This is a genomic window from Solibacillus sp. FSL R5-0449 (assembly GCF_037975215.1).
Classification (GTDB): Bacteria; Bacillota; Bacilli; order Bacillales_A; family Planococcaceae; genus Solibacillus.
In genome coordinates this window covers 442,413-467,541 of the sequence record NZ_CP150239.1, presented here as the reverse complement: position 1 = coordinate 467,541, position 25,129 = coordinate 442,413, and the positions used below count along the sequence as shown (strand labels likewise).

The 25,129-nt window shown below is 37.8% G+C and carries 21 protein-coding genes; 9 read left to right on the top strand and 12 right to left on the bottom strand.

What is annotated here, in order from left to right; genetic code table 11:
* Positions 1–85: 85 nt before the first annotated feature.
* Positions 86–1,015 (top strand): DMT family transporter, encoded by a 930-nt coding sequence (locus MKY27_RS02335; protein ID WP_339197419.1) that lies wholly within the window; start codon positions 86–88, stop codon positions 1,013–1,015.
* A gap of 125 nt (positions 1,016–1,140) precedes the next feature.
* Here MKY27_RS02335 and MKY27_RS02330 read toward each other — a convergent pair whose 3' ends face one another.
* A complete protein-coding gene (locus tag MKY27_RS02330) occupies positions 1,141–1,476 on the bottom strand; it encodes a hypothetical protein (RefSeq protein WP_339175043.1) in 336 nt (111 codons plus the stop codon).
* 166 nt (positions 1,477–1,642) lie between these two features.
* Between MKY27_RS02330 and MKY27_RS02325 the strand changes: the two genes are divergently transcribed.
* The 3 genes from MKY27_RS02325 to MKY27_RS02315 all read left to right on the top strand — a co-directional run bounded on the left by MKY27_RS02325 (position 1,643) and on the right by MKY27_RS02315 (position 3,485).
* Positions 1,643–2,104 carry a staygreen family protein gene (locus tag MKY27_RS02325; protein WP_339175042.1) on the top strand — a complete coding sequence of 154 codons (462 nt, stop codon included), beginning with the start codon at positions 1,643–1,645 and terminating at the stop codon, positions 2,102–2,104.
* Positions 2,105–2,214: 110 nt separating this feature from the next.
* Positions 2,215–2,658: a GNAT family N-acetyltransferase gene (locus MKY27_RS02320; RefSeq protein ID WP_339175041.1), complete on the top strand. Its 444-nt coding sequence runs from the start codon at positions 2,215–2,217 to the stop codon at positions 2,656–2,658.
* Positions 2,659–2,669: 11 nt separating this feature from the next.
* The gene (locus MKY27_RS02315; protein WP_339197417.1) at positions 2,670–3,485 is read left to right on the top strand and encodes a murein transglycosylase; all 816 of its coding nucleotides are present in this window, start codon (positions 2,670–2,672) and stop codon (positions 3,483–3,485) included.
* 68 nt (positions 3,486–3,553) lie between these two features.
* Here the strand turns inward: MKY27_RS02315 and helD are convergent, their stop codons facing one another.
* From helD to MKY27_RS02300, 3 genes are all read right to left on the bottom strand, one after another.
* Complete coding sequence (gene helD, locus MKY27_RS02310) at positions 3,554–5,899, bottom strand: RNA polymerase recycling motor HelD (protein WP_339199595.1); 2,346 nt, start codon at positions 5,897–5,899, stop codon at positions 3,554–3,556.
* A gap of 178 nt (positions 5,900–6,077) precedes the next feature.
* The gene (locus MKY27_RS02305; RefSeq protein ID WP_339197415.1) at positions 6,078–7,508 is read right to left on the bottom strand and encodes an alanine/glycine:cation symporter family protein; all 1,431 of its coding nucleotides are present in this window, start codon (positions 7,506–7,508) and stop codon (positions 6,078–6,080) included.
* A 253-nt stretch (positions 7,509–7,761) separates the two neighbouring features.
* A complete protein-coding gene (locus MKY27_RS02300; protein WP_339197412.1) occupies positions 7,762–9,585 on the bottom strand; it encodes a helix-turn-helix domain-containing protein in 1,824 nt (607 codons plus the stop codon).
* A 143-nt stretch (positions 9,586–9,728) separates the two neighbouring features.
* Between MKY27_RS02300 and MKY27_RS02295 the strand changes: the two genes are divergently transcribed.
* The 4 genes from MKY27_RS02295 to MKY27_RS02280 all read left to right on the top strand — a co-directional run bounded on the left by MKY27_RS02295 (position 9,729) and on the right by MKY27_RS02280 (position 13,173).
* Positions 9,729–10,439, top strand: a complete 711-nt coding sequence (locus MKY27_RS02295; protein WP_339197409.1) for a DUF5058 family protein — start codon at positions 9,729–9,731, stop codon at positions 10,437–10,439.
* 19 nt (positions 10,440–10,458) lie between these two features.
* The gene (locus MKY27_RS02290) at positions 10,459–11,166 is read left to right on the top strand and encodes a small-conductance mechanosensitive channel (RefSeq protein WP_339197406.1); all 708 of its coding nucleotides are present in this window, start codon (positions 10,459–10,461) and stop codon (positions 11,164–11,166) included.
* Entirely contained in the window at positions 11,163–12,353 is a 1,191-nt protein-coding gene (locus MKY27_RS02285; protein WP_339197404.1) for an amidohydrolase, read from the top strand. The genes MKY27_RS02290 and MKY27_RS02285 overlap by 4 nt, the downstream gene beginning before the upstream one ends.
* Before the next feature lie 220 nt (positions 12,354–12,573).
* Positions 12,574–13,173 (top strand): SET domain-containing protein, encoded by a 600-nt coding sequence (locus MKY27_RS02280; protein WP_339197402.1) that lies wholly within the window; start codon positions 12,574–12,576, stop codon positions 13,171–13,173.
* A gap of 75 nt (positions 13,174–13,248) precedes the next feature.
* Here MKY27_RS02280 and MKY27_RS02275 read toward each other — a convergent pair whose 3' ends face one another.
* The 4 genes from MKY27_RS02275 to MKY27_RS02260 all read right to left on the bottom strand — a co-directional run bounded on the left by MKY27_RS02275 (position 13,249) and on the right by MKY27_RS02260 (position 20,245).
* Entirely contained in the window at positions 13,249–14,523 is a 1,275-nt protein-coding gene (locus tag MKY27_RS02275) for a glycosyltransferase (protein ID WP_339199593.1), read from the bottom strand.
* Positions 14,524–14,528: 5 nt separating this feature from the next.
* Positions 14,529–16,262: a DUF2334 domain-containing protein gene (locus MKY27_RS02270; RefSeq protein WP_339197400.1), complete on the bottom strand. Its 1,734-nt coding sequence runs from the start codon at positions 16,260–16,262 to the stop codon at positions 14,529–14,531.
* A 284-nt stretch (positions 16,263–16,546) separates the two neighbouring features.
* Positions 16,547–17,704 (bottom strand): hypothetical protein, encoded by a 1,158-nt coding sequence (locus MKY27_RS02265; protein ID WP_339197398.1) that lies wholly within the window; start codon positions 17,702–17,704, stop codon positions 16,547–16,549.
* 351 nt (positions 17,705–18,055) lie between these two features.
* Positions 18,056–20,245, bottom strand: coding sequence for a DNA topoisomerase III (locus tag MKY27_RS02260; RefSeq protein WP_339175025.1), 2,190 nt, complete (start codon positions 20,243–20,245; stop codon positions 18,056–18,058).
* Positions 20,246–20,806: 561 nt separating this feature from the next.
* On the opposite strand from MKY27_RS02260, the gene MKY27_RS02255 reads away from it, so the two are divergent.
* Positions 20,807–21,007 (top strand): cold-shock protein, encoded by a 201-nt coding sequence (locus MKY27_RS02255; RefSeq protein WP_008404655.1) that lies wholly within the window; start codon positions 20,807–20,809, stop codon positions 21,005–21,007.
* Positions 21,008–21,144: 137 nt separating this feature from the next.
* On the opposite strand, the gene MKY27_RS02250 is transcribed toward MKY27_RS02255, so the two are convergent.
* From MKY27_RS02250 to MKY27_RS02235, 4 genes are all read right to left on the bottom strand, one after another.
* A complete protein-coding gene (locus MKY27_RS02250) occupies positions 21,145–21,855 on the bottom strand; it encodes an ABC transporter permease (RefSeq protein ID WP_339197395.1) in 711 nt (236 codons plus the stop codon).
* The gene (locus tag MKY27_RS02245) at positions 21,852–22,700 is read right to left on the bottom strand and encodes an ABC transporter ATP-binding protein (RefSeq protein WP_339175020.1); all 849 of its coding nucleotides are present in this window, start codon (positions 22,698–22,700) and stop codon (positions 21,852–21,854) included. Before MKY27_RS02245 ends, MKY27_RS02250 begins: the two co-directional genes overlap by 4 nt.
* A gap of 142 nt (positions 22,701–22,842) precedes the next feature.
* A complete protein-coding gene (locus tag MKY27_RS02240; protein WP_339199590.1) occupies positions 22,843–23,766 on the bottom strand; it encodes a LytTR family transcriptional regulator DNA-binding domain-containing protein in 924 nt (307 codons plus the stop codon).
* 147 nt (positions 23,767–23,913) lie between these two features.
* Positions 23,914–25,080 carry a PLP-dependent aminotransferase family protein gene (locus MKY27_RS02235; RefSeq protein WP_339175018.1) on the bottom strand — a complete coding sequence of 389 codons (1,167 nt, stop codon included), beginning with the start codon at positions 25,078–25,080 and terminating at the stop codon, positions 23,914–23,916.
* Between the last annotated feature and the right edge of the window lie 49 nt (positions 25,081–25,129).

Here is a 25,129-nt window from a genome sequence, read left to right as displayed (position 1 = left end):
TGTAGAAACCGCTTTGTCTGTCTGTTTCTACTATATATGTTAAGATAATATCGTTATTTTCAAGCACTATCGGAGGTTTATAGAAATGAAGATAAATAAAGGAGTATTCTTTGTACTGCTCGGTGCAGGATGCTTTGGATTTACACCGGTATTTGCCAAAATGGGATTCGGTCATGGCTATACTCTTGGTCAAATCAATCTTGTTCAAATGGTCATTTCCTTTCTGCTATTATGGTCGATCACTTTCCTAAAAGGGTTCGGTATGAAGGGTCTGACTAAAAAGAACATCCTTCCCATTATGATTACCGGCTGTTTTATCGGTTTAACAAGTATTTTTTACTATGGTTCGATGCAGTATTTACCTGCTTCACTGGCCATCATTTTAATGTTTCAGTTTGTTTGGATCGGTATTGTGTTCGAATGGGTTTTCAATAAAATTAAACCGGCCCCAATTACTGTATTGGCGATTGTTCTTATTTTAATCGGTGTATTTTTCGCATCGAATATATTAACCGGTGATATCCAAGGTCTTCCGATTAAGGGATTTGTAATGGGGATATTATCTGCCTTTACTTATGCTGCCTTTATCTTTTTCAGCGGTAAAGTTGCTGTAGATGTCCATCCATTAACCCGTACTTCTTTAATGGTGACAGGTTCCACAATTTTAGTATTTTTGATTTTTATGAAGGACATCCCTGCTGTATTTCCTCTTGAAGGAAGCTTAGTATCGAGTGCTGCCGGGGTTTCAATATTTGGAGCCGTGTTGCCGCCACTGTTTTATGCAGTCGGAGCACCACTCATTTCAGGAGGTTTGGCGAATATATTAACTTCTGTTGAATTGCCTGTCGCGATTTTGTCGGCGAGCATTATTCTGGCTGAAACGGTCACAGCTTTGCAATGGATTGGGATTGTGCTGATTCTCGTTGCGATTGTATTAAATGAAATCGGTCCAAATATTAATCGGATGAGAAAGCGTACAAAAAGATCCATACTACATCCGCATAATAAAAATTAATATAGATGCTAATCAACCTCTGTGCAAACAGCTGTTGGTTAGCATTTTTTTATGTACAAAAACAAAAAAGCTTATCAATAATTTTCTATTGATAGGCTAAATTGATCTTTCTGCTTATTTATATGTTATTTGAAGAGATTCAGCATAGCGCCTACTTGTCTCATTGTATTAATTCCATTTGTTATTGTTCCCACATGGCCCATCACTGTATTTAAGTTATCAGATAGTCCGCTAAAGCGGGAACCTTGCTGCTGTTGTGGCTGTGGCGGATAAAAATTGGCCTGCTGTTGCCCCTGTCTTGCATTCACCGGAGATGGTGGATAAAAGGCTTCCCTCGGTCTTGCGAATTCATTGGGACGAGGCATTCCCATTTGCTGTCGACCTATTTGCGGTTGGGGACCAAATTGTTGTCCATTTGGCGGGAACATCCCCGGTCTGAAATTTTGCCCATAAAATGGCATATCATTCACCTCCTACTAAGTTTGACCTCTAACCTAGTATATGTTCTTCATTTTTCACAATATAGACATTTGAAATATGCCCGTAATACGTTAATTGTTCATTATACCGCTCCTCACCCTCAACAAATAAATGCATATGAATAAAGAAAACGATTGGAGCGAATAGATGAGCAATTTCAATCCCGAAAGACTATCCGTTGAATACAGGGATGGTGTTACTGCAACGGAACCTATTATTTCAAGACATCACACGCTGACCCATTCTGATGATACTGGAGATTTATTTTTAACAATTGGGACGCAGTTTGCCTGGGACAAAGTAAATCCCGAACTGCGTGATGAAGTACTCGGTGAATGGAAAACAAATGGACACTATTGGTATTACAATGCCTATGTAATTGTTAATACACAAAATCAGGATTTCGATACAGCGATTCGGCGGTATGAAGTTTTCCGGCGCGAATTGCCGCTTGCATTGACAGCCATCCGTTACGGTGACCGCTTATTATTCGACCGCTATCCGACTTTGGACAACGGATTAATCATTATGAACTTCATGTCCACTTATCCGCAGTTATATAAACAAGAGATGTATGGGACTTTCAGCAGTTATTCTACATTATTTTAACTGGATAAAATTCGATAATATGCAACATTTTATTCCAATTCCTTTTATGGTATTAATTGTTAGTGCGTAGTGCACGACAAGTCATTTTACATGAGAGAGGGATAACAGAAATGCTGCATTTAAAAACGATTACAAAAGATAATTGGATAAAAGCAATCTCGCTAAAAGTACGGGAGGATCAAGTAAATTTTGTCGCCTCGAATGTAGTGTCATTGGCACAGTTGAACTTTCTGGAAAACTTCCATGCGAAAGGAATTTACTTTGGGGAGGCAATGGTCGGGTTCACGCTTTATGGTCTCGATGAGGATGACCATGAATATTGGATTTACCGGATGATGATCGATGAAAAACATCAAGGGAAAGGTTATGGCAAAGAGGCGGTTCGGCTTGTTATAGAGGATATTCAAACAATGAAAGAGCCTCACCATCAAACGATTTCCCTTTCCTATGAACCTGATAATGAGCATGCAAAGCGCCTCTATGAAAAAATGGGCTTCAAGGAAATTGACGGCCTTGTAATTGAAGGTGAGCAAGTAGCACGCTATACGTATTAGGAGAATCCGCGATGCGAATAATAAAGATTGTGTTACTGGCGATACTTGCAATTCCAGCGTTCTTTATTTTAATACTTACGATTGCTTCTTTTGATTATTTTTACTATCCGATTATAGGCTACAAAGCGGAAAATGCCGCCGAAGCTTCACTTGAAGACAAATATAACGAAGACTTTGTGATTGATGAATCAACCTACTCTAAACCATTGGGCGATGATTACGGAGATTATCATATTATCGCTCATCCAAAAAAGAATCCTGATTTGGAAGTTACCGTTTCGGTTAGTGAAAAGATGGAGCCGCTTTCTGATACGTATTTGCAAATGCATTGGCGAGATCAGCTGAATACGCAATTTGGGTTGCTGTATGAAGAACTTTATGGAACGGTTGAAAATTATTCCTATATGGTCAATGTGACGTTTTCGGATGAAATCGAAGCACAATATGACCATACCGACACCTATGAGGGTATTTTACAAAAGGAAGCGAAAGGTATCGGAAATATTGTCTTTGCCAATGTAATTCTGAAATCATCCAACAATATGAACGATCAGCTGGAGAAAGCTTATAAGATGATCCAGCATTTTAAAGAACAGAATTTAAATTACTTCAACATTGAAATTGTATACTTTAATGAAAAGTTGCAAAAACAGCTGACGAAAAAGGACCGCCAACTTCCCTATAATGAATTTAATTTCAAACATTTGGATGATAGAACTGCAAGATTTTATTTCTCTTATGAATCAGAGGATGCAGCGTCTGTAAAAGAACTGAATCAGCTAAAATCCCCCGCAGATTTGGAGCAGTATGTTAAAGATATGAATTGAATGTACTAAAAAATGAAAACGGAGTCCGGTACACTCCCCGACTCCGTTTTCTTATGGTTTAATGAGGTTTATCTAATACTTTCTGAGTTCAACTCAAGTTGTATAAGATTCTTTTCTAAAGCCTTTTGCATAAAAGGACTCGGTTTCCCTACACTGTAAAGTTGCAGCACGTGCATTGCTCTCGTGCACGCTGTATAAAAGATTCTGCGTAAACTTTCATCTCCATACACACTTTCGGATGCGTCATAAATAATGACTGCTTCAAATTCAATCCCCTTCGCTAAGTAAGAAGGAATGACTACAACTCCTTGCTCGAACTCTGCTGTACCGCTTTTTATCAGCTTAATTCCGTCAATTTTATTTAACGTTTCAAATGCTGTCTTACTTTCTTCTGCAGATTTGCAAATAACCGCGATACTGTTATAGCCTTCACTTTGCAATTTTGAAATGTCTGACATAATGTGCTGATGCAATTGTGCATGATTATCTACTTGGTTCAACACCGGCAGTTCGCCAGCACGTTCAAACGGAATAATTTCTTCTCCATTTGCAATAAGACTCCGTGTAAATTCTATAATCGGCTTCGTCGAACGATAACTTCGGGTCATATTGATAACTTCCGTTTCTTCTTCTCCATAAAGCTGGTGAAGGATTTGAAAATCTCCTACGCCACTTGCATGCGCAAAAATAGCCTGATTAAAATCTCCTAGCACGGTCATTTTGGCAGAAGGGAATAAGCGCTTCAGAAATTCAAATTGAAACGGCGAATAATCCTGTGCTTCATCAATGAGAATGTGCTTGATCGACCGGTTTGTTTGAAAACCTTGAATCAATTCCTGCAAAAATAGAAATGGTGTCGCATCTTCATAATACAGCGTCCCCGCTTCCATCGTTTGAAGTGTATCTTCACATATCGCTTCCCATTCATCCGGTACTTCTACTTTTAGTTGCTGTTGCATCAATAATGGGTCCGCAAAAAGCTGTTTATAAATGCCAGCTAAATCTATAAAATCCAGTGTTTGAATTTGTTTTCTCACTGCCTTCAATTTCAGACGGACAATTATTTGAATAAGCGCGTCGTGATCCATTTCATAATCTGCCTGCTCTTCTCGTTCAAAGCCCTTTTTCTTTGCTAAATACTTATGAATTTTATGATACGTCTCATCGCTCAGTAGCTCAATTTCCTCTTCTACCCATGGCTGAGAGCGTTCTATTTTTTCGGTTTCTTTAATTTCATTCATTAGCCAGTCTTTCAGTTTTTCAAGTCTGCTTTGGAAGCTCAGTGAAATATGATCCCCATAAAACTTCTCCGATAATTGCTGCGCCGAAATAATCGTTTTCCCTCTGAACTTTACATCTTTAAATAGCAGGTCCGATTTTTCCAACGTTTCTCGATACAGTTTAATCGCCTCAACAAATTTAACGGATGCTTTAAATTGAATGCCTTTAATCCTTGCACTGTACGTAGGACTGGTTGCAGCAGTCAGCACATATTCCAGCTGATGAAATGGATTTTCTAAGTGAAAATCTTTACTTAAACGGTGATCCAAATACTCCTGAAATGTTACTTGCTGCATATTTTCTTCTCCAAGCTCCGGCAGTACGTTGGAAACATAGCTGTTAAACATAGCATTTGGTGAAAATAATATAATTTGATCGGCTTTTATACGGTCCCGGTATTTATATAATAAAAATGCGATTCTTTGTAATGCTGCAGAAGTTTTACCACTGCCGGCTGCACCATGCACGATAAGCATACGCCCTTGATCATGGCGAATAATACGGTTTTGATCTTTTTGAATCGTTGCGACGATACTTTGCATATACTTATCCGCGCCTTTTCCAAGCACCTGCTGTAAAATTTCATCCCCAATTGTAAGACTTGTGTCAAACATTGATTGCAGTTTTCCGTTACGAATAACGTATTGCCACTTTTTCTCGAGATCGCCGTAAACCATGCCCCCAGGCTTTGTATACTGTGCTGGACCAGGCTCATAATCATAATAGACGCTTGAAATCGGTGCTCTCCAGTCATAGATAAGGAAGTCCTCACCATTTGCATCCATCAAAGATGAAATGCCAATATAAATTTTCTCCTGCTCTGAAAAACCTTCTTCAAGAAAATCAATTCGTCCAAAATAAGGAACTGCCTTCATCCGATGCAAGACCGCTAATCTTTTGGCTGCGTGATGATGCGTACTCTCGCCAACAGCTAATGCCTGCGCTTCTTGTCTTAAGTTAATAACGGTTTCCAAAAAGTCATCAAACGAATCCGTATTCACTTTAATTTCATCCCAAAAATGCTTACGCGTATTTACTACTTCATTTCGGAGCTTTAACGTTTCTGATTCCAGTTGTTGTGTTTGATCATTAATGACGTTCACAACACTATTTAACCGCTTTTGTTCGTTCAGAAAATAGGACTATAGTTTAAATATCCAAAATCAAAATAGGATACCTATTACATAGTTAGGAATAGCTGGCTTAAGTTCTTTCCACTCACAAAAAACCACCTAATTCGTTGTATATCAACAATTAGGTGGTTTTTCATTATTGTGCTTGTCACCAATAAATGGGGAACACTATTTTAAATTAATGTTTTCTTGCTGCTTCCTCATCTTCTCCCCAGCATTCCACTTCACCTATATTAGGTACGTTTTTCTTATAGAACACTGGATCTTTGCCTTGCTTGCGCTGATGTAAATAATCATTAACAACCGGTTTGGCTACTTTCCAAAGTTGAAGAACAGCAAGTAAGTTGATGATTGCCATAAAGGCCATAAATAAATCGGCTAAATCCCATACAATTTGTACTTTTGCAATTGAACCAAACATAACGAAAAGTACGACAAATACACGGAATACTAATAAGCCCATTTTGGACTCTTTTATAAAACTAATATTCGATTCACCATAGTAGTAATTGCCGATAACTGTACTAAAAGCAAACATAAATACGATGACCGCTAAGAAACTTCCTGCCCAATCCCCTAAACTATCTACTAAAGAGGCTTGCGTTAAATTAACGGAAGTTGCATCAGATTGAAGATATGAATCGCCTAATAATACGATTGCTGCAGTTGCAGTACAAACTACTAATGTATCAATAAATACACCAAGAGATTGAATCAAACCTTGTTTAACCGGATGGGAAACATCTGCTGTTGCTGCTGCATTAGGTGCAGACCCGATCCCTGCTTCATTTGAGAATAATCCGCGTTTAATCCCATTCATAATTGCTGCACCAATCATTCCTGCAAAAGCTTCTTCCAATCCAAAGGCAGACTTTATGATAAGGAGAAACACACCCGGAATTTCGGATATATTGAGGAATACCACAATAAGTGCGATTACAATATACAAAATTGCCATAACAGGAACAACTATTTGAGTAAAGCTTACAATTCTCTTCAGCCCTCCAAAAACAATAACCCCTGTTAGGGCAGCCAATATTAAACCTACAACAACACGATTGGCACCAAAGCTCTCTTCAAACGCAATGGAAATCGTATTTGCCTGAACGGAATTAAAAATAAAACCATAAGTAATCGTAATGACAATAGCAAAAAGAATGCCCATCCATCTTTTATTTAAACCTTTTTCCATATAGTAAGCAGGGCCACCGCGAAACAACCCAGTACTTTTATCTTTAACTTTATATACTTGTGCTAACGTACTTTCGATTAGCGCAGATGCCGCACCGATCAGCGCAATCATCCACATCCAAAAAATTGCACCGGGACCGCCAAGAGCGATTGCCGTCGCTACACCTGCTATATTCCCTGTACCGATACGGGAAGCCGCAGATATTGTAAATGCCTGAAATGAAGAGATCCCTTTTTTCCCTGACTTATCTGTTGGTGCCGCTTCTGTTATAAGTTTGAACATTTCTTTAATTAGTCTAAATTGAATAAACTTTGTTTTGAACGTTAAAAATATACCCGTTCCTACTAATAAAACTATTAATACATATGAATATAATAGTGTATTTACTTCTCCCAATATATTGCCAAACCAATCCATTGTTTCACATCCTCTATTTTTTCAACTTATTCAGTTAGTATGTAGATTGTCCTACCCCATCAAATAAAAATTCTCTATCTTCCCGAATATATAGTCACTTCCCTACACTAACCGTTAGCCAACATTGTTTTTTTAATATAACATTACCCCAAAATGCTGACTTGTACTATTTTATACTCACTTGAATTTTTAGTATACATTTTTATTATGGTGTATGAATTTACCAGTAATACAGTTCTCTTCCCTTGCTCCGCTACATTTTCTCTCGTTTTTCTGCAGGTGATAAATAATTTTCCTTTAAATAGCATGCTAACTGTATTTTCAAAGCTTCCTCCTGTAGCTGCAAAGAGACATTTAACATCTGTTCAATCCGGTTTAAGCGCTGGTACAGTGTGTTCGTATGGATGTGTAAATGCTGGGCTGTTTGCTGAATGGAACGGTTAAACTTAAAATAGGCCAGCAATGTTTCATAGAGGTGGCTTTTGTTCGACTGCACTATTAACTCCCCGATTTGTTCATGAATGAAGTTCGCCAAATCCTGTGGCGGGATTTGTAAAACTAGCTGATTGAGCCCGATTTTATCGTAGCTTGTAATTGTCCATTCATCACGAACATGTAAAAAACGCAATGTTTGCAGTGCTTCCTCGAAAAGAGCAGAAACCGTCTGAAGTGTTTGATATTGTTTACTAATTGCACAGCGAAACAGCGGCTTATGCTGTAACTGCCACTTTTTTTGAAGCTTCGAAAATGTTTCGTGTAAAGATGTAAGCATAATTGGCGACGGCACACCAATTAACAGCGTAATTTTGTTTTTTTCATAAAACAGCAGTTTCCGCTCACCTGAAAATTGTTCTTTTAGCAGCGTGATGAATTGATGCAAATGCTGATCAATCGATAGCATGTCCGCCGTTTGTTTGAACTCGATAATACATAACCGGTAGTAATCCTGTACGTCCAAATCCAAGTGGTATGCCATAGAGGCAATTGATTTTTGATTCGGTGCATCGATAATTTGATGGAATGTTTCCTGGATTCGTTTGTTATGGAGTTCTTGAACATTTTTATTGCGTAAAATTTGCAGCGTTAATATATTGGCCCCCTGTTCCAGTGTTTGCTGATCTTTGTAGGAAATGTTGGCTTTCTGTTCGATAATCATGCTCCCTAAACAAATATCCAAATTATAGAGCGGATAAACAATAAAGCTGCGGTCATTTTTAAGCCGGTATTCAAATGGATTCATTTTAAAGAGTAATTGTTTTTTTATTTTTGTTTTTGTGTGATGGGGAATTGACAGATCGTCTTCAAAAAACACATCATCATATGCGTCGTAAAAACCAATTGGTAATTGTGTTAAGATTTGCAGTTCATTTAAAATGACGGATATGGATTCATTTTGCAAAAGCAATTGATTTAATCGAGCATGTACGTCATAGCGTTGTTTAAGAAGGGTATGTTTTGTCTCTAATGCCAGAGACAGTTCGTGCGCTTCTTTTACTTTTTCAAGCATCTGTTCATAATACTGTGCTTTTTGAATTGCCACCCCTACCTGATCGGCAAAGGCTTGAAAAAATAATAGATCTTCTTGTGTGAGGTCTCTTTTCTTTTGGAGTTGGTGAAGGATCATGATGCCAATCGGTTTAGTATCAACAGTTATCGGTACACAAAGTGCTGCCTGCGGGACATGTGCACTCTTTAAAATTGTCCGTAAGTTATGGGGGCTTACATTTTGATGGTACATAGCAGCCATAATTTCATCGTAACTGTTAAAGAACTCACCGATTCCTGTCGCAAATACACGACCAGTGATGGCCTCATTTGGCTTCGTTTGAAATTGCTCAATTAGTGGAGGAAAATGAATATAGGTTTTAGGGATAAGGCATTGTTTTTGCTCATCGAAAAGCATTAAATAACCTGCGTCTGCTTCAGGAATAACGTCCAGAGCATGACGCATGATCGTATGTAATACTTCATCAATATGGAGTTTGGAGGTAATTGTCCGGATACTTTCCACGAGGATAGATAACTGTTTATTCGATAGTGTTAATTGACGTAGAATTGCTTCTTGTCCATCTGACATAGACATTCCCCTCTCTCTTAAATATGTAGGATATTCCATAATTTTATTTATAAATATAGAGGATTACCCATTGTTTCGCAATAAGAAAACAAAGTATAGTGTAAAAAAACTGAATTGTTCGTCAATTCAAAGGAGGGGTCTCTTTGAAGTTAGCATCAGAAATTATGGATCATCCGGTATTATGGGTATTAGCGTTTGTCATTGTGCTCATCGTGATTTTCCAAGCGATTGTCTTTATACGTATTTCGAAAAAAGTTGCACCAGAAGTGGGTTTAACGAACAAAGAAGTCACTTCAATTATCCGCACAGGTGCAATTAGTTCACTCGGACCGTCATTCGCCATTATCATCGTTGCCATTTCTTTAATCACGTTAATTGGGGAACCAACAACAATGATGCGAATCGGTATTGTCGGATCCGCACCAATCGAAACAGTAGGAGCAAGTCTTGGGGCCGAAGCGGCTGGTGAACAGTTGAGTGACAAAAACTTCTCGGCACAAGCATTTACAGCAGCAGCGTGGACAATGTGCTTAGGTGGCATGGGCTGGTTGCTTGTAACAGCTTTATTCACGAAATCACTCGGCCGTCTTCAAACTAAGTTAACAAGTGGTGGCGGTAGTCGCGCAAAGTGGTTGAGTGTCGTTTCGACTGCAGCAATGATTGGTGCTTTCGGCTATTTTGGTGGAGGCCAGATCGCAAAAGGCATGAATGAAACGATTATTTTTTTAGTCGCTTTACTGGTCATGCCGGCTATTATGTGGGCAGCACAACGCTTCAACCAAAATTGGCTCCGTGAGTGGTCGCTAGGATTAGTTATTTTAGTCGGTATGAGCGTCGGATATTTCTTAATTTAATAGAAGGAGGAAGAATAATATGGTCGTTTTAGAGCGTCACACAACAGTTGCTTCACCTGCAAAAAGCGAGGAAAACTTTGCAGCATTTCATAGTCAAGCGCATTTCTGGGGACGTCTTACTATTTGGGGTGTCATCATTTGTACGATTGCCTTTCCCCTCTATTTATCGTTTGGTCTAGGGTATCATCCAGGCTGGTCTGTTATCTTAACAGGTTTTTTAAGTTACGGGGCCGTTGTATCAATCATCTGGTTTGTCGAACCAATTAGCTATTATCCTATTTTAGGTGTATCGGGTACGTATTTGGCCTTTCTTACAGGGAATATCGGGAATATGTGCTTACCTAGCGCATCTATTGCGCAATCCATCGTGAAAGCAGAGCCAGGAACACGCAAAGGTGAAGTGACAGCGACATTAGCGATTTCTGCTGCTTCGATTGTGAATACGACAATGCTAATAGTTGTAATTTTAGGTGGTTCGTATTTAATTAATGCATTGCCGGAGTCAATCCGCGCGAGCTTCAGTTTTGTATTGCCGGCTATTTTTGGAGGCGTACTCGCACAGTTTGCCCTTAAAAAGCCTGTTTGGGGGATAGGCGCAATCGCATTAGGTATATTCGCGGCACTTGGTCCTGTTCCGCCGTCGTTCCAAACATTTATTTGTATTGCAGGAACAGTTATCTTTGCGGTAATTCTTGAAAAAATGAAAGCGAGTGAACAAGCATCATGACAATTAAACAACAGTTAATGGACAAGTTAGCAGCTCGAAACGATGAGATGATCGCAATTCGCCGTCATCTGCATGAAAATCCGGAACTCTCTTTTGAAGAAGTGCAAACAGCCCAGTATATTGCGGATTTCTATGAAAATAAAGACGTAACAATCCATAGTAACGTCGGAAATGGCTATGGAATCATTGTAGAAATACAAGGCAGCCATCCGGGCCCCGTCATTGGAATACGTGCAGATTTTGATGCCTTACCGATCGAAGAGGAAACAGATGTCCCGTTCAAATCGAAGAATCCCGGTGTCATGCATGCTTGCGGCCATGACGGTCATACGGCGTATTTGCTTGTTTTGGCGGACAGCCTTATTCAATTAAAGGATGAACTGCACGGTACAGTAAAAATTATTCATCAGCATGCAGAGGAAAAACCTCCTGGTGGTGCAAAAAGTATGATGGACTCCGGCTTGCTCGATGATTGCGAAATTATTGTTGGAGCACATTTATTCCCAACATTTAAAGTTGGACATATCGGCTATCGTGCTGGCGCTGCTATGGCCGGTCGCTCATTTTTCAAACTGATTGTCCATGGTACAGGAGGACATGGTTCGTCCCCTCACCTGGCAAACGATGCAATTGTTGCAGCCTCTAATTTTGTCACGACCGTACAAACCGTTATTAGCAGACGGTTAAACCCGTATGATATGGGAGTCGTTACAATCGGCTCCTTTGACGGGAAAGGCACGTTTAACGTTATTAAAGATGCGGTAACACTTGAAGGTGATGTCCGATATATGAACGATGCAGTTCACGCTACGATTGAACAGGAAATCAAACGGTTAGTACACGGTTTGGAAGTCCAGTTTGGTGTGACTTGTACGCTCACTTATGAAAAGGATTACCCGCCATTAGTAAACGATGAAGACTTAACAAACTTTGTTGTCGAAACACTGGAAGCCTCGGAACAGGAAGAAATCATCGCCATTGAAGAAGCGCCTTTATTTTCCGGCTCCGAGGACTTTGCTTATTATGCACTCGCAAAGCCTTCCACTTTTTACTATATCGGCTGCCAACCGACGTATATAGATGTCCCTTATATGAATCATCATCCAAAGTTTGATATTGATGAACGAGCATTATTAGTTGCAGCAAAAGCTGGTGCTGAAGTCGTTGCTAAATATTGCTTAAAATAAATCGTAGAAATGCCGTTTTTCTCTTTAGGAGGAAAATGGCTTTTTTTAATTAAAGTAAATTTCTAACTAGTTAGTTCTACATAGCTATAAATAAGACGAAAGCCTATTCCAACTAGAAAGCAATGCCATAACATATTAAAACAATCCGATTTCAAGGAAATAACATATCCCCCCATTCAATACGCATTTGAATGGGTTTACTTATAAGGAGGAGTTACTAATGATGCACCCGGATACTGAAATTCAATTTGTCAGTGAGCAGGTAGGCGTTGGCGTCTTTGCAACAAAATTAATCCCAAAAGGGTCGATTGTCTGGATTAAAGATGACCTTGACCTCATGCTGACAGAGGAGTTTATCGAAAGCCTCGGTAATCTACAAAAAGCGGATATCTACAAATATGCCTATGTAGAATCTGACGGCATCTATGTCCTTCATTGGGATCATGCCAAATATATGAATCACAGCTTCAATCCTAATTGTGTCGATACAGCTTATAATTTTCAATTGGCTGCCAAAGACATCCTGCCTGGCGAGCAATTGACTTGTGATTACGGAGCTTTGGGTCTTATTGAAGAATTTGAGTGCATCCCCGAGGAAGGCACAACAAGAACAAAAGTAACGGCAAATGACTATTTAATCTACTATAAAGATTGGGATGAGATTGCAAGGGAAACATTCAAATATTTTCATGCAGTAGAGCAGCCGTTAAAATATTTAGTCGCCAACGAATATGTTGATAAAGTGAATGCTGTTGCGAATGGAGAGGCCCCAATGGATTCCATTCTTACGCTTTTTATTGATAAAATCGAAAGAACTTAAGCTCCTTTAAACACGAAAACCGCACTTGTATAAAGTACGGTTTTCGTAAAATAAGTAGCCTACTTCTCCTATTCACTAAGCGGAATTTCCTTTTTCTTCTGGTTGTTTGAATCGCTGCGTTTTATACCATTTTACCTCCTGTTTTAGTAATATCCGTTTGGTTTCAAGTAATACGGCTTGAACAACAAGTAATATCCATAATTGGGAGTATGTGAAATACATTAGTAATACAATAAGGAAATTTTTGGTGGTATATTGTTTCTTCTCCATGCTCAACGCCAAGCAAACTTCTGTTACAAATAGTAGAAAGCCCGTTATTAATAATGCATATGAAACTATCCCAATGGACAGCTTCAAATCATATATAAGATTTACGACAAAAATAATGTGAGAAATCATAGCCCCGCTGAAAAACAAAAAATAAGTAAACAAGAAATAAAAGATATCAATAACAACTTTTTTATTCTTTAATTTATGAATTTGAAAAAGATACTTTAAAATAACATATAAATTTCCCCTCGCCCATCTTGTCCGTTGTCGCCACCATACACGGATTTTTTCCGGTTCTTGTTCCCAAGTAACGGCTTCTGGAAAGAAACGAATATAATAACCGAGGTTATAAACTCTAATACTCAGTTCTGTGTCTTCTGATAAGGCATTTTCATCCCACCCTCCCAGCTCCTCCAATATGGATCGGCGTATCGCAAAATTCGTGCCGGGAATAGTTGTCATTTTGAACCAAAACCATCTGCCTGCTTGAGCTAACCATTGAAATGTTAAAGTTTCTATATTTATTAGTCTTGTTAAAAGATTTTTATTTGCATTTATTACGCGGAACTTTCCTACTATAGCACCTGCTTTTTCATCTTTTAACAACCCTAATGCCAAATTAAGTATAGCATCCGGTTCAGGTGTATTATCGGCATCATATACAACAATAATGTCTCCAGTCGAGTATTTAAATCCTTGATTTAATGCACCAGATTTACCTTTACCGGCATATGGAGGAATTGTATGGACAGCTCGGATATAAGAAAATTCCTTTTCATACCGGTCAATAATGGCACCAGTTTGGTCAGTAGAATTATCGTTAATAATAATTACTTCTAGTTTTTCTTTTGGATAGTTAATCTTCAGCATCGATTGAATAGTATCTTCTATAACGATTTCTTCATTGTGAGCGGGAATGAGAATACTAACCTTAGGATAAGCTTTTTTAGAAACCTTAAGCGTCCTTTTAAACTCCCTATATTTTAATGAGTGTAAATATCCTCCTAACATCAAGAAAGCATGATAAATCAGCATAATCCAAATCAAAAAAATAGAAATATAAAGAAAGAAATCCGCTATTTTGGTCACCCTTCTATTTGTTTATTTTTCTTTATAAAGTGGAAAGTAAACATAATAAACATACACACTGCAATACTGCCGATACCGACTAAAATCCATGCTACCAAACTAACTATTTGACCAATATAATAAATAAGTGCATCCCATGAAGAATAGATAATTTTATAACGATTAACATCTGTAATTATTTCACCATTTTCTGTATGAATCGAAACGTTTTTTCCATTTACCCATACATTTGTTTTCTTCAAATCAATCCAAGAAACATTTGTTAATTGATCTAACTCATTCAGTAATTCCTTAAACTTCTCTGAACCTAAATAAGGATGATAGAAAGCCGATAATATCCCATCACGAGCCACTCTAATTCTTTCTCTTTTACCCATCAAATTCTGTATAGCATTCTCATCATCAGGATCGATATAACCCATCGTTTCCGGAAGTAAATTCATCCCATGCAAAAATGATGGAGAGGTAATGTAGGGGGCATCACTCATTATTTCCCAATCTTTATCACTTATTTGTACCTGACCCACATACGTGGAAAAATACCCCGATAATATTTCGTAACCATATTGGGACATAGTGTAATGCGGAGCTTCAAATGCCAAAGGGTATAATCCGTATTTCGCAAGTTCATCAATCCCCTTGTTTATTTTTGTTTCTGTATATTCTCTTTCATATACTTTTAATTCATTTATATAAGCTATATATTCATCTCGTGTAGAGAAATCCTCTAATTCTTTTAGCTTAAATTTCTCATGTTCGGGGAAATAAATCGGTGAGTTATTCTCGACATCCCAAAATTCAAACCCTTCACCGGTCTCAGATGCCCTATACTGATGAGTATATCCATGTAATATAATACTGCCGCCATCTTTTTGGATTTGCTTTAAAACTTTTAACAGTTCTGGAGAATCTGCAAAAGTAGTTCTCTTTCCAGTAATCGGATTTATATAAATCGGTATTACTGCAACCATATAAGGTATATTTTTTTCTTTAAGCATAAGGGCGATTTCTTTCAGCGGCTTGGGATCCGTTAATGGATGAACATCTTCCAATCTGATATATCCAGGATAAATCTCGTCATGTTCAATGTTAAAAACGTCATGGAGCGATTCAGCAAAAAGCGTAGCGCGACTCGAATCAATATTATCAAATCCATAATAATAGCTTTCTCTTTTTCCCACCATTATGGGGTAACTTCTTTCTTCGCCTCTCATGCTTCCATTAATAAGAACTTCTGTCCCATCACTTACCTCTATCTCGACGGCATTTATTTCTGGAATATCTAAGGTTTTATCAGTAGTTTTCTTTTGAAGTTGGTTGATAGTAACTTTATTTAATGGTTTAACAAATGCAAATCTACTTCCTAATTGCTCAGAGTTATAACCAATCGCCAAGATTGTCCCTTCATATTCTTCCATCATCTTTGTCAATTCAGCAGGCAAAAGTTTTGCAGTTTGGCCAAAATAGACTAAATGGGTTGTTGTTGTTAAATCACTTTTTTTTACATTATCGCTATTCATAAATTGGATATCTGATGTAAAATGACTAATTAATAAATCTAGATACCGTTGCTCATGGTTCAATTCACCATCTTTTGTTGTATATATAACCAATACTTTAGGCTCTTCAATTTCTTTAGCAGCCAATACTGAAGGATTTTGCAATATTGTGAAGAAACATATCAAAATAATATAAACCCATATTTCATTCCTCTTTAATTTTTTTTTCATAATTTAAGCATATTCCCCTTTTTTGCTTTGCTAATGGAATTCATTTAAATTCCTAGTTACCAGTTGTTAAAGTAGAAAAGTCTCAAATGAATTCGTTAGCAATACATTAGTCTTGCATTAAAAGTACTATATGAAATCCAAAAAATAAAAACGCTCAAAATTGAATTTTAAAAACAGGCTTAAACCTATTCAGTATCGGTTTTAGCCTGTTTTATTAATTTGTAAAAAGGATTTCCTTCTGCATTTTGTTTACTACTAAAAAACAAACTCTTTATAATAAACTATCAATAAGGGGTTTGAAGTAAGTGCTTTTTAAGAACCTCTTCCGCAGGTAATTCCAAGGGTGAGTAGGTTATATCATTGGAACGGTCGCCAAGTATAACTGCCCACCAATAGATACCTTCAGTTTTGGGTTTCCATATGTTAAAAGTTGCTTCGTAATAATTTGATTGAGCTTGAGAATCAAACGTACCATCAGGAAAACTCCAAGCGTAAGGTGTTCGATATGCACCGGCAATAGGTAGTATTCCTGCTTCCGTTACAATAAGTGAGTATTGCCATAACGCAGATTCTAACTGCATCATTTGATTCCTCCACTCTTCCTCCAGCATCTTTACTGTTGCACCATTTGGTAAATCTAACGGAAAATAAGCATCAATACCAACGTAATCGAGTAACTTAACGAATTCAATAGAAGGAATTTCCGAAACAGTATCATAGTTAAAGGAATACAATAACCTTCCTTTATAAACTTGACGTACACTCTCTATAAGTTCTTTCCATTTATCCTGAAAATTGCTTTGCATTGAATTCAACTCAGTACCAATATTTAATAATTTAGCATTGGTGGATTCAGCTAATTTTGCGTATGTTAGGATAAATGCATGGTAACTTTCAAACCAAGAATCCGGGTCTGTAGGTTTTATCTGCCCTCTCCACATATTGGAGGATGAAAACACCTGTTCATCCATAATAGGTTTAATCATAACGCTTAGTTCAGTAGAATGAGCAATTTCTATAATTTTTTGAAGCTCTGTAATTGTCGGTGTATCTTCTGGACTAGTACTCACTTCATTGGCCTGCCAGTTAGATTGATAAAAAGGAAAATTTAATGCCACACTGTTAATTCCTATATTTCTTAGATGATTAAACACATTCCTAACTTCTTCCATATCAGGGTGACCATAAATCTGTATATTCATACCCCCTTGAAAATCATCACTCCTGTATTTTAATAGAGGCCGTTTATTAGTTTCAGTAGAATCTATAAAGGGGGGGTAACTTTCCATTTTTAATTGCTCCTCTACTTTTGTTTGCTCATCTATAAATTGCTTTGAACCTTCATCCTCTTTCACTACTTTTTCCTTTCCTAAGAAAAACACCAGTATCAAAAGTAATGGAGTAATTACCGTTCCAACAATTAACTTCTTTTTTAATATCACATAACACCTCATACATATTAGATAGAACTTAGCTAACTTCTTCCCAGTTTATACAGATTTACCTAAAATTATTACAATAATTATAAGTTACATAAAATATTATTAGTTTTACTCTATGCTTACCTAATATGGGATCAACCAGCTTTATTTTCAAAGTTACTATACACATCCTCTCCATAAATTAAATAAAAATAAGTGTTACACATAACTTAAAAAAGCCATTTTTCTCTTGGAGAAAAATGGCTTTTTTGAATTCAATATTTGTTTATTAAAATAATTTTACTTCTTAATCAATAGTAATTCACTTAATGTCTTAAACACTTTCAACTTTAGATTTAATCTGTGAATTGATTAATCATCAAACTTCATGCCTTTTAATAAATCCGCAAATGCGTTATTAATTGGCTCGGCTTCTTTTTCTTGCTGCTTCAAATATTTTTGAACACTGCGTTTATCGACTTTACCGCCGCCTTCTTTTTTACGGCGCGCTTCAAATGCGGACAGTTTTTCGCGGTAACCGCATTTACATACGAAAATCTGGCCATCACCTTGTCCGTGCAGTTCCAGCTTTTTCTTACATTGCGGGCAGCGTGCATTCGTTACGCGTGATACGTTTTTGCGGTGGCCACATTCACGGTCCTGACATACGAGCATTTTACCTTTTTTCCCGTTTACTTCAAGCATCGGCTTTCCGCAATCAGGACAGGTCTTCGTTGAAATATTATCGTGCTTGAACTTTTTATCGCTGTTTTTAATATCGGCAACGATTGCTTTCGTATGCTGTTTCATTTCATTAATGAAAACATCTTTTTTCAGCTTGCCTTTAGCAATTTGCTCGAGCTTTTGTTCCCACTGCGCTGTCGTTTCCGGTGATTTCAGTTCATTCGGCACTAAATCCAATAGTTGACGCCCTTTTGACGTAATATGAATGTCTTTTCCGCGCTTTTCGATAAGGAATGAATTGAACAGTTTATCGATAATATCTGCACGTGTCGCAACCGTTCCTAACCCGCCAGTCGATTTCAATGTATCAGCAAGTGCTTTATTTTGCGTGTTCATATATTTCGCCGGATTTTCCATCGCTGTCAGTATCGTCGCCTCTGTAAAGCGTGCTGGCGGTTTTGTTTGCCCTGAAGTTTGGGCCAGTAATGACACGTTCAGCACTTGTCCTTTTTCAAGGCGCGGCAACAGCTGTTCTTTTACATCCTCTGAAATTTCCTCGTCATCGAAACGATTTGAGTACACTTCTTTCCATCCTGCAGTAATGACCGTTTTACCACGTGCGATGAATTTCTCTTTCCCGATTTCAGCCTGAACCGTTAACTGCTCATACTCATGTGCAGGGAAAAGTACCGCAAGGAAACGCTTTACGACTAAATCGTAAATTTTGCGCTCTTTATCATTGAAGTTTGCAAAGTTTACATATTCTTCAGTCGGGATTATGGCATGGTGATCCGATACTTTACTGTCATCAACAAACGATTTATTTGCTTTGATCGGCTTTGTTAGTACTTTGTTTGCTAAAGTACGATATTCCCCAACAGCACATGCTTTGAGACGTTCAGGTAATGTGCTGACAATATCAGATGATAAATAACGTGAATCTGTACGAGGGTATGTGAGCACTTTATGTGATTCATAAAGCTTCTGCATAATATTCAGCGTTTCTTTTGCCGAATAGCCAAATAGCTTGTTGGCATCACGCTGTAATTCAGTTAAATCATAAAGCCCTGGTGAAAACGACTTTTTCGGTTTACGTTCAATATCGACGACTTTCGCATTTTGCTTATCCAATGTATTGACGATTTTATCGATCTTGTCTTTATCGAAACTGCGCGAATTACCGTTCTGGTCTTGCCAAGTTAATTTCAGCTCTTTCGTTTGGGCTTCAATGCCATAATACGTTTGAGGTTTAAAGTGCTTAATTTCATCTTCGCGGGCCGCGACCATTGCGACAACCGGCGTCTGTACTCGGCCAGTATTAAGCTGTGCATTGAACTTCGTCGATAATGCGCGACTTGCGTTCAGCCCGATATACCAGTCGGCTTCACTTCGGGCAACCGCTGCATAATACAGGTTTTCATATGCTTTACCTGGTTTCAAATTTGCAAAGCCTTCTTTAATTGCTTTATCGGTAACAGATGATATCCATAAACGCTTAACCGGTTTATTTACTTTTGCACGTTCAATAATCCAGCGTGCAACCAATTCCCCTTCACGCCCTGCATCTGTTGCAATGATGATTTCTTTGACATCATTACGTGTAAGCTGTGATTTTACCGCATTATACTGTTTGCTCGTCTGCTTAATTGTTGTTAACTTCAGACGCTCCGGCAGCATTGGTAAATCAGCTAAATCCCACTTTTTATATTTCTCGTCATAGCTCTCCGGATCTGCCAGCGTTACTAAATGCCCTAGCGCCCATGTGACGATATATTTGTCTCCTTCTAAAAATCCATTACCTTTTTTATGACACTTCAGCACATTTGCAATATCGCGTGCTACTGAAGGTTTCTCTGCTAATACTAAGCTTTTAACCATTGTAAACAATCCTTTCGTAACTCTTTGAACCAACTATACCATACATCAATCGTGCCTAGATGTATTTGAATTACGACCGTATTTCATAATTCATAATAAGATGTCACAAAAATTTTTTATAAGAATACAATATGATGTTTAACTTTTGAAAGCTCGGGTATATTAGTATTAGACAACAAAATTATTCAAATAAAACATAAAAATTGTTTGCGGTTAGTTGGTTGTGAATATGTTTTTGAAAATAAGGTTAAAAAATTATCCCTATACATAAATTTTTACTTATTCTTCCGTTAATTCACTAATAAAGTACTATTAACTCGATGTATTCACCTCATACTTTCCCTTCATTTGTACGAAAAATCAAAATTTTCCTCTTCATTTCGAATATTTTTAGTAGACATTTGGATAATGTTGTTATACAATAAACTTAATTAAATTGCTTAAGCTGTTTACGATCAATTCACATATTAAAAAAGTGAACGTGTACGCTCCCTTTTTTAATGTGTGAATTTTTTATACATTTAGCAATTCAATTAATTAATTTTTTGGAGGTTTTCTCTCATGCAACAAGGTACAGTAAAATGGTTTAACTCAGAAAAAGGTTTCGGTTTCATCGAAGTTGAAGGCGGTAACGATGTATTCGTACACTTCTCAGCTATCCAAGGCGAAGGTTTCAAAACTTTAGACGAAGGTCAAAAAGTTGAATTCGACGTTGAAGAAGGCAACCGTGGCCCACAAGCTACTAACGTTACAAAACTTTAATTCTTAGGAATTAAGTTCACATAGTTAGTTGCAAGAAGCATACTCTATTGGGTATGCTTCTTTTTATAGTTTCATATTGGTTAAAAAAACAGCTGTGCCAAAGTTTCACCTTGGTACAGCTGTTTCTATTTACAAGTCTACTCATCTTTCGTACGTTTCTTAAATAATATAATCGATGTGATGACAGCTGCCACTGTCCACATTGTGATGATGCTAAATGCACCGATTAACTCTGAGAGGCCTTTCCCCGCCTGTGATAGTTCTGCTATTCGCAGCAACTGTGTGCTCGGCAACCACTCTACCACTTTTACGAGTATATTGCTTTCTACTAAATGAATTGCTAATGGGCCAAATGTAAAGATTACCATAACCGGTAACACCGCTAATGAAGCTTCCATAATCGATTTTGTGAATAAACCGCAAATTGTTCCTAATGCTAAATAAAAAACGGCTGAAATCATTAATGCAATAGAAATTGTAATCATATCATTCGGTGTGTATCCAACTAAATAAGAAGAGACGGCCAAAATAACTGCTGTCGTTAAAAATACGAGCAAGCTTTTTCCTAAAAGTATATCAACTGTTGATGCTGGAGACATCATAAGACCGCGCAAAGTATTCCGCTCTTTTTCTTCAGCAATCAGGCACGCCTGGATATAGGCCGTTACCATTGAAAATGTCATATTGATCGGAAAGAAGTACATATCCATTGAGGCTGTATCGATACGTCCATAAAATAACGCCAAAACCATCGGCATAAAGACAACGGATGATACCGCATAATTACGTGAAAACTCTTTATAATCTTTCACAAAAATGGCTTGAATTCGTTTCATTGACATGTTCATTTTAAATCACTCCCTGTTAGTTGTACGAAAATATCCCCTAATGTCGGTTCGTTGGAATACATACGCGATACGCGTGCGGCTTTCATCCACTCCATTACTTGCAGTGCCCCCTGCTCCCCATTACGGACAACATGCTCTTCCCCATTCTCTAGTTCCACTGTAAAGGACTGGTCACTATATTTTTTCTTCAGTGCAGCCGGTGAATCTATTTCCCGGATTTCCCCTTTGTGCAAAAATGCTATCCGGTCACATAGCTGCTCAGCCTCCGCCATATTGTGCGTTGTTAAAAAAATCGTCGTTCCTAATTCATTTAGCTGGCGCAACCCGTTATAAATATGTTGGGCATTTACCGGATCCAAGGCGGAAGTAGGTTCATCCAAAAAGAGCAGCGGCGGCTTGTGCATAATCGTACGTGCTAAAATAACACGCTGCATCATCCCTTTTGAAAGCTGATTAACCTTCTTTTTGCGGTCCTTCTGTAAGTTAACGAACATGAGCGCTTCTTCTATCGCACGTTCAGGCAAATTATATAAACGACAGTAAAGCAATAGGTTTTCTTCTATAGAAAGACGTTGATATAGTCCGCTGTTGTCCGTTAAAATACCAAACTTCTTTTTCTGTTGGACATTATTCATTTCACTTGCCGGTTTATCAAAAACAAGTGCTTGCCCTGTTGTCTGTGTTAATTGAGCTGTTAAAATTTTTATTGTTGTCGTTTTTCCGGAACCGCTTGGACCAAGGAATCCGAAAATCTCTCCTTTTTTAATGGAAAAGGAAACATTCTTTAATGCTTCTTCTTTCCCAAACTTCATTTGCAAATTTTGAACTTCAATAATGTTTACCATCATTTGTTCCTCCCTCGTTTGTTGTTACCTTTAATTTAAAGAAAAACAGGAAGGACGGCATTATTTCGACGGTGAATTGTCGCAAATTGATGGTGTTTGGTGTTATAGCTCGATGAATTGTACGCACTATTTCCCAGGAAATCTATATTCCGACAATTTCTTTTAACTCCGTAAGTTTTGTGCGTGATAATGGCACTTCCGATTTGTTTGTACCTTGAAGAGATAAGCTGTAACTATTGCGAGTCCACGTAATTATTTCCCTTACTTTTTGCAAATTGACGATATAGGAGCGGTGACAGCGGAAAAATCCGAAATGATGTAACCGCTTTTCAAGTTCACTCAAAGTTAGTGTGCACGGGTATCTTTCTCCGGCAACATAAACAAATACTTCCCCCTCGACACTTTCGATATAATCGATTTCCGGCGGATTAAATAAGATGATTTTTTCATTTTTCTTTGTAGGGATCTTTTCGATTTTAAGCTGAACAGGTTCTGTAGCTGCTTGTTCTATTTGCTCTTCTTTCACATCAAGCGGATGTAGCCCTTCTTGATCCAGTCTGAAGATTTCCCCTTCTAAATGGATTAAGTGCTCTAAGTTATTCGAAAGTAATATCGTTTTCTTTCCCGAATGCTGTAATTTTGAAATTAAATGCAAAATGACTTTACGTTCGTCTTGCTGTAAATTTTGGAACGGTTCGATCAAAGCTATTACATCATGTTGCTGTATGTATACTCTTAAAAATCCTAATAAACGGCGTTCGCTTAATGTTAACTTTTCCACACGTACTTTTTTCAGTTGTTCTAAACCGAATTCCCGGATGAGTGACTCCACTGAATCTCCTCGATTATGTAAATTCAAATAAAATCGAAACGTTTCTTCTACAGTTAAGCGCTCATAATGTCCAGTCTCCTGCTGATGTACATAAATTTCTGATGTTGATGATAATTGTTTGATGATGTAATTAATTTTTGTCACATCTGTATATAGATTGATTGACGGTGATTGTACTTCTACTTCAAATGCAGGTAAAAGTATATCGCCAAATTCGGTAATCGATTCAAACATAATTTTCAAATTATTGCACCCCTTCATATCGCGTTTTGACAATTAATATTATTATACTATTATTTTCCATTTGTACTTCTGTGAATTTTTAAATAAAAGAAAGCTATCACTCGGATTCCTCCAAGCAATAGCTTCCCTAAATATACATTATAAAATTTCCGCTAAACGTTTAATACCCTCTTCGATAATTTCAGGTGTTGCATTTGTATAGTTCAGGCGTAGTGTATTTACCGATTCTCTGTCGGTATAAAATGGATTTCCCGGTACGAATGCTACTTTTTTCTCCATTGCTTCCGCAAATTTTTCAAGTGCATTTACGCCTTCCGGAAGTGTAACCCATACAAACATACCGCCTTCAGGTTTCGTGTAGTTCACATATGGCGGGAAGTACTTTTCCATAGCAGCAAGCATTGTGTCCGCTTGTGTTTTGTAGAGCGCTATAATTTTTTCAACATGTGCTTCATACTCATTAGTCGTTAAATACTGATGCAGAATGTATTGTCCGAAAATGTTTGTATGCAAATCCGTCGCCTGCTTCGCTGTTTCGACATGATCCAGTAGTTCTTTGTTTTTCGTCAAAATATAGCCTAGGCGCATCCCCGGTGTAACCGTTTTTGAAAACGAACCTAATACGACACTGTTTGTCATTTTTCCTGCTGCGATATACGGCAAGTGCTCCCCAGTGAAACGAAGCTCGCCGTACGGATCATCCTCGATAAAAATGACATCGTGATCTTTTACCGCTTCAAAAACTTCTTCGCGGCGCTCTTTCGTATATGTTAACCCGGTAGGATTTTGGAAGTTCGGAACGGTATAAACCATTTTCACATTTGGCTGTTTTAGCGCATCCTTCAACTGTTCTACATTCATACCTTCTGTTTCAAGTGTTACACCGTAGAAACTTGGTTCACGTAATGTAAATGCTTGGATGGCTCCTAAATAGCCGGGTTCCTCAATGACAACCCCGTCCCCTTTGTTTAGCAAAACTTTGGAAATAAGCTCCAACGCCTGCTGGGATCCAGTCGTTATAAGTACATCATCTGCTGTATAGTTTAAATTCGATTGTTTGTTATTATATTTGTCTGCAATATACTGACGTAGCGGCAAATAGCCTTGTGTCGTAGAATATTGAAATACCTTTGCACCATTTGTATCAATTGCATCATTTACCGACTGCTTTAACTCATCAATTGGAAATGAGATTGGATTTGGCAAGCCTCCCGCAAATGAAATGACATCGTGTGCATCCGTTACCTTTAAAATATTTCGGATGAATGATGACGGTGTTTTTAAAATACTATCAGAATATTGCATAGTGAACTCTCTTCCTTTTTGTAATTTTCAAAATTTTATCACTTTCTTT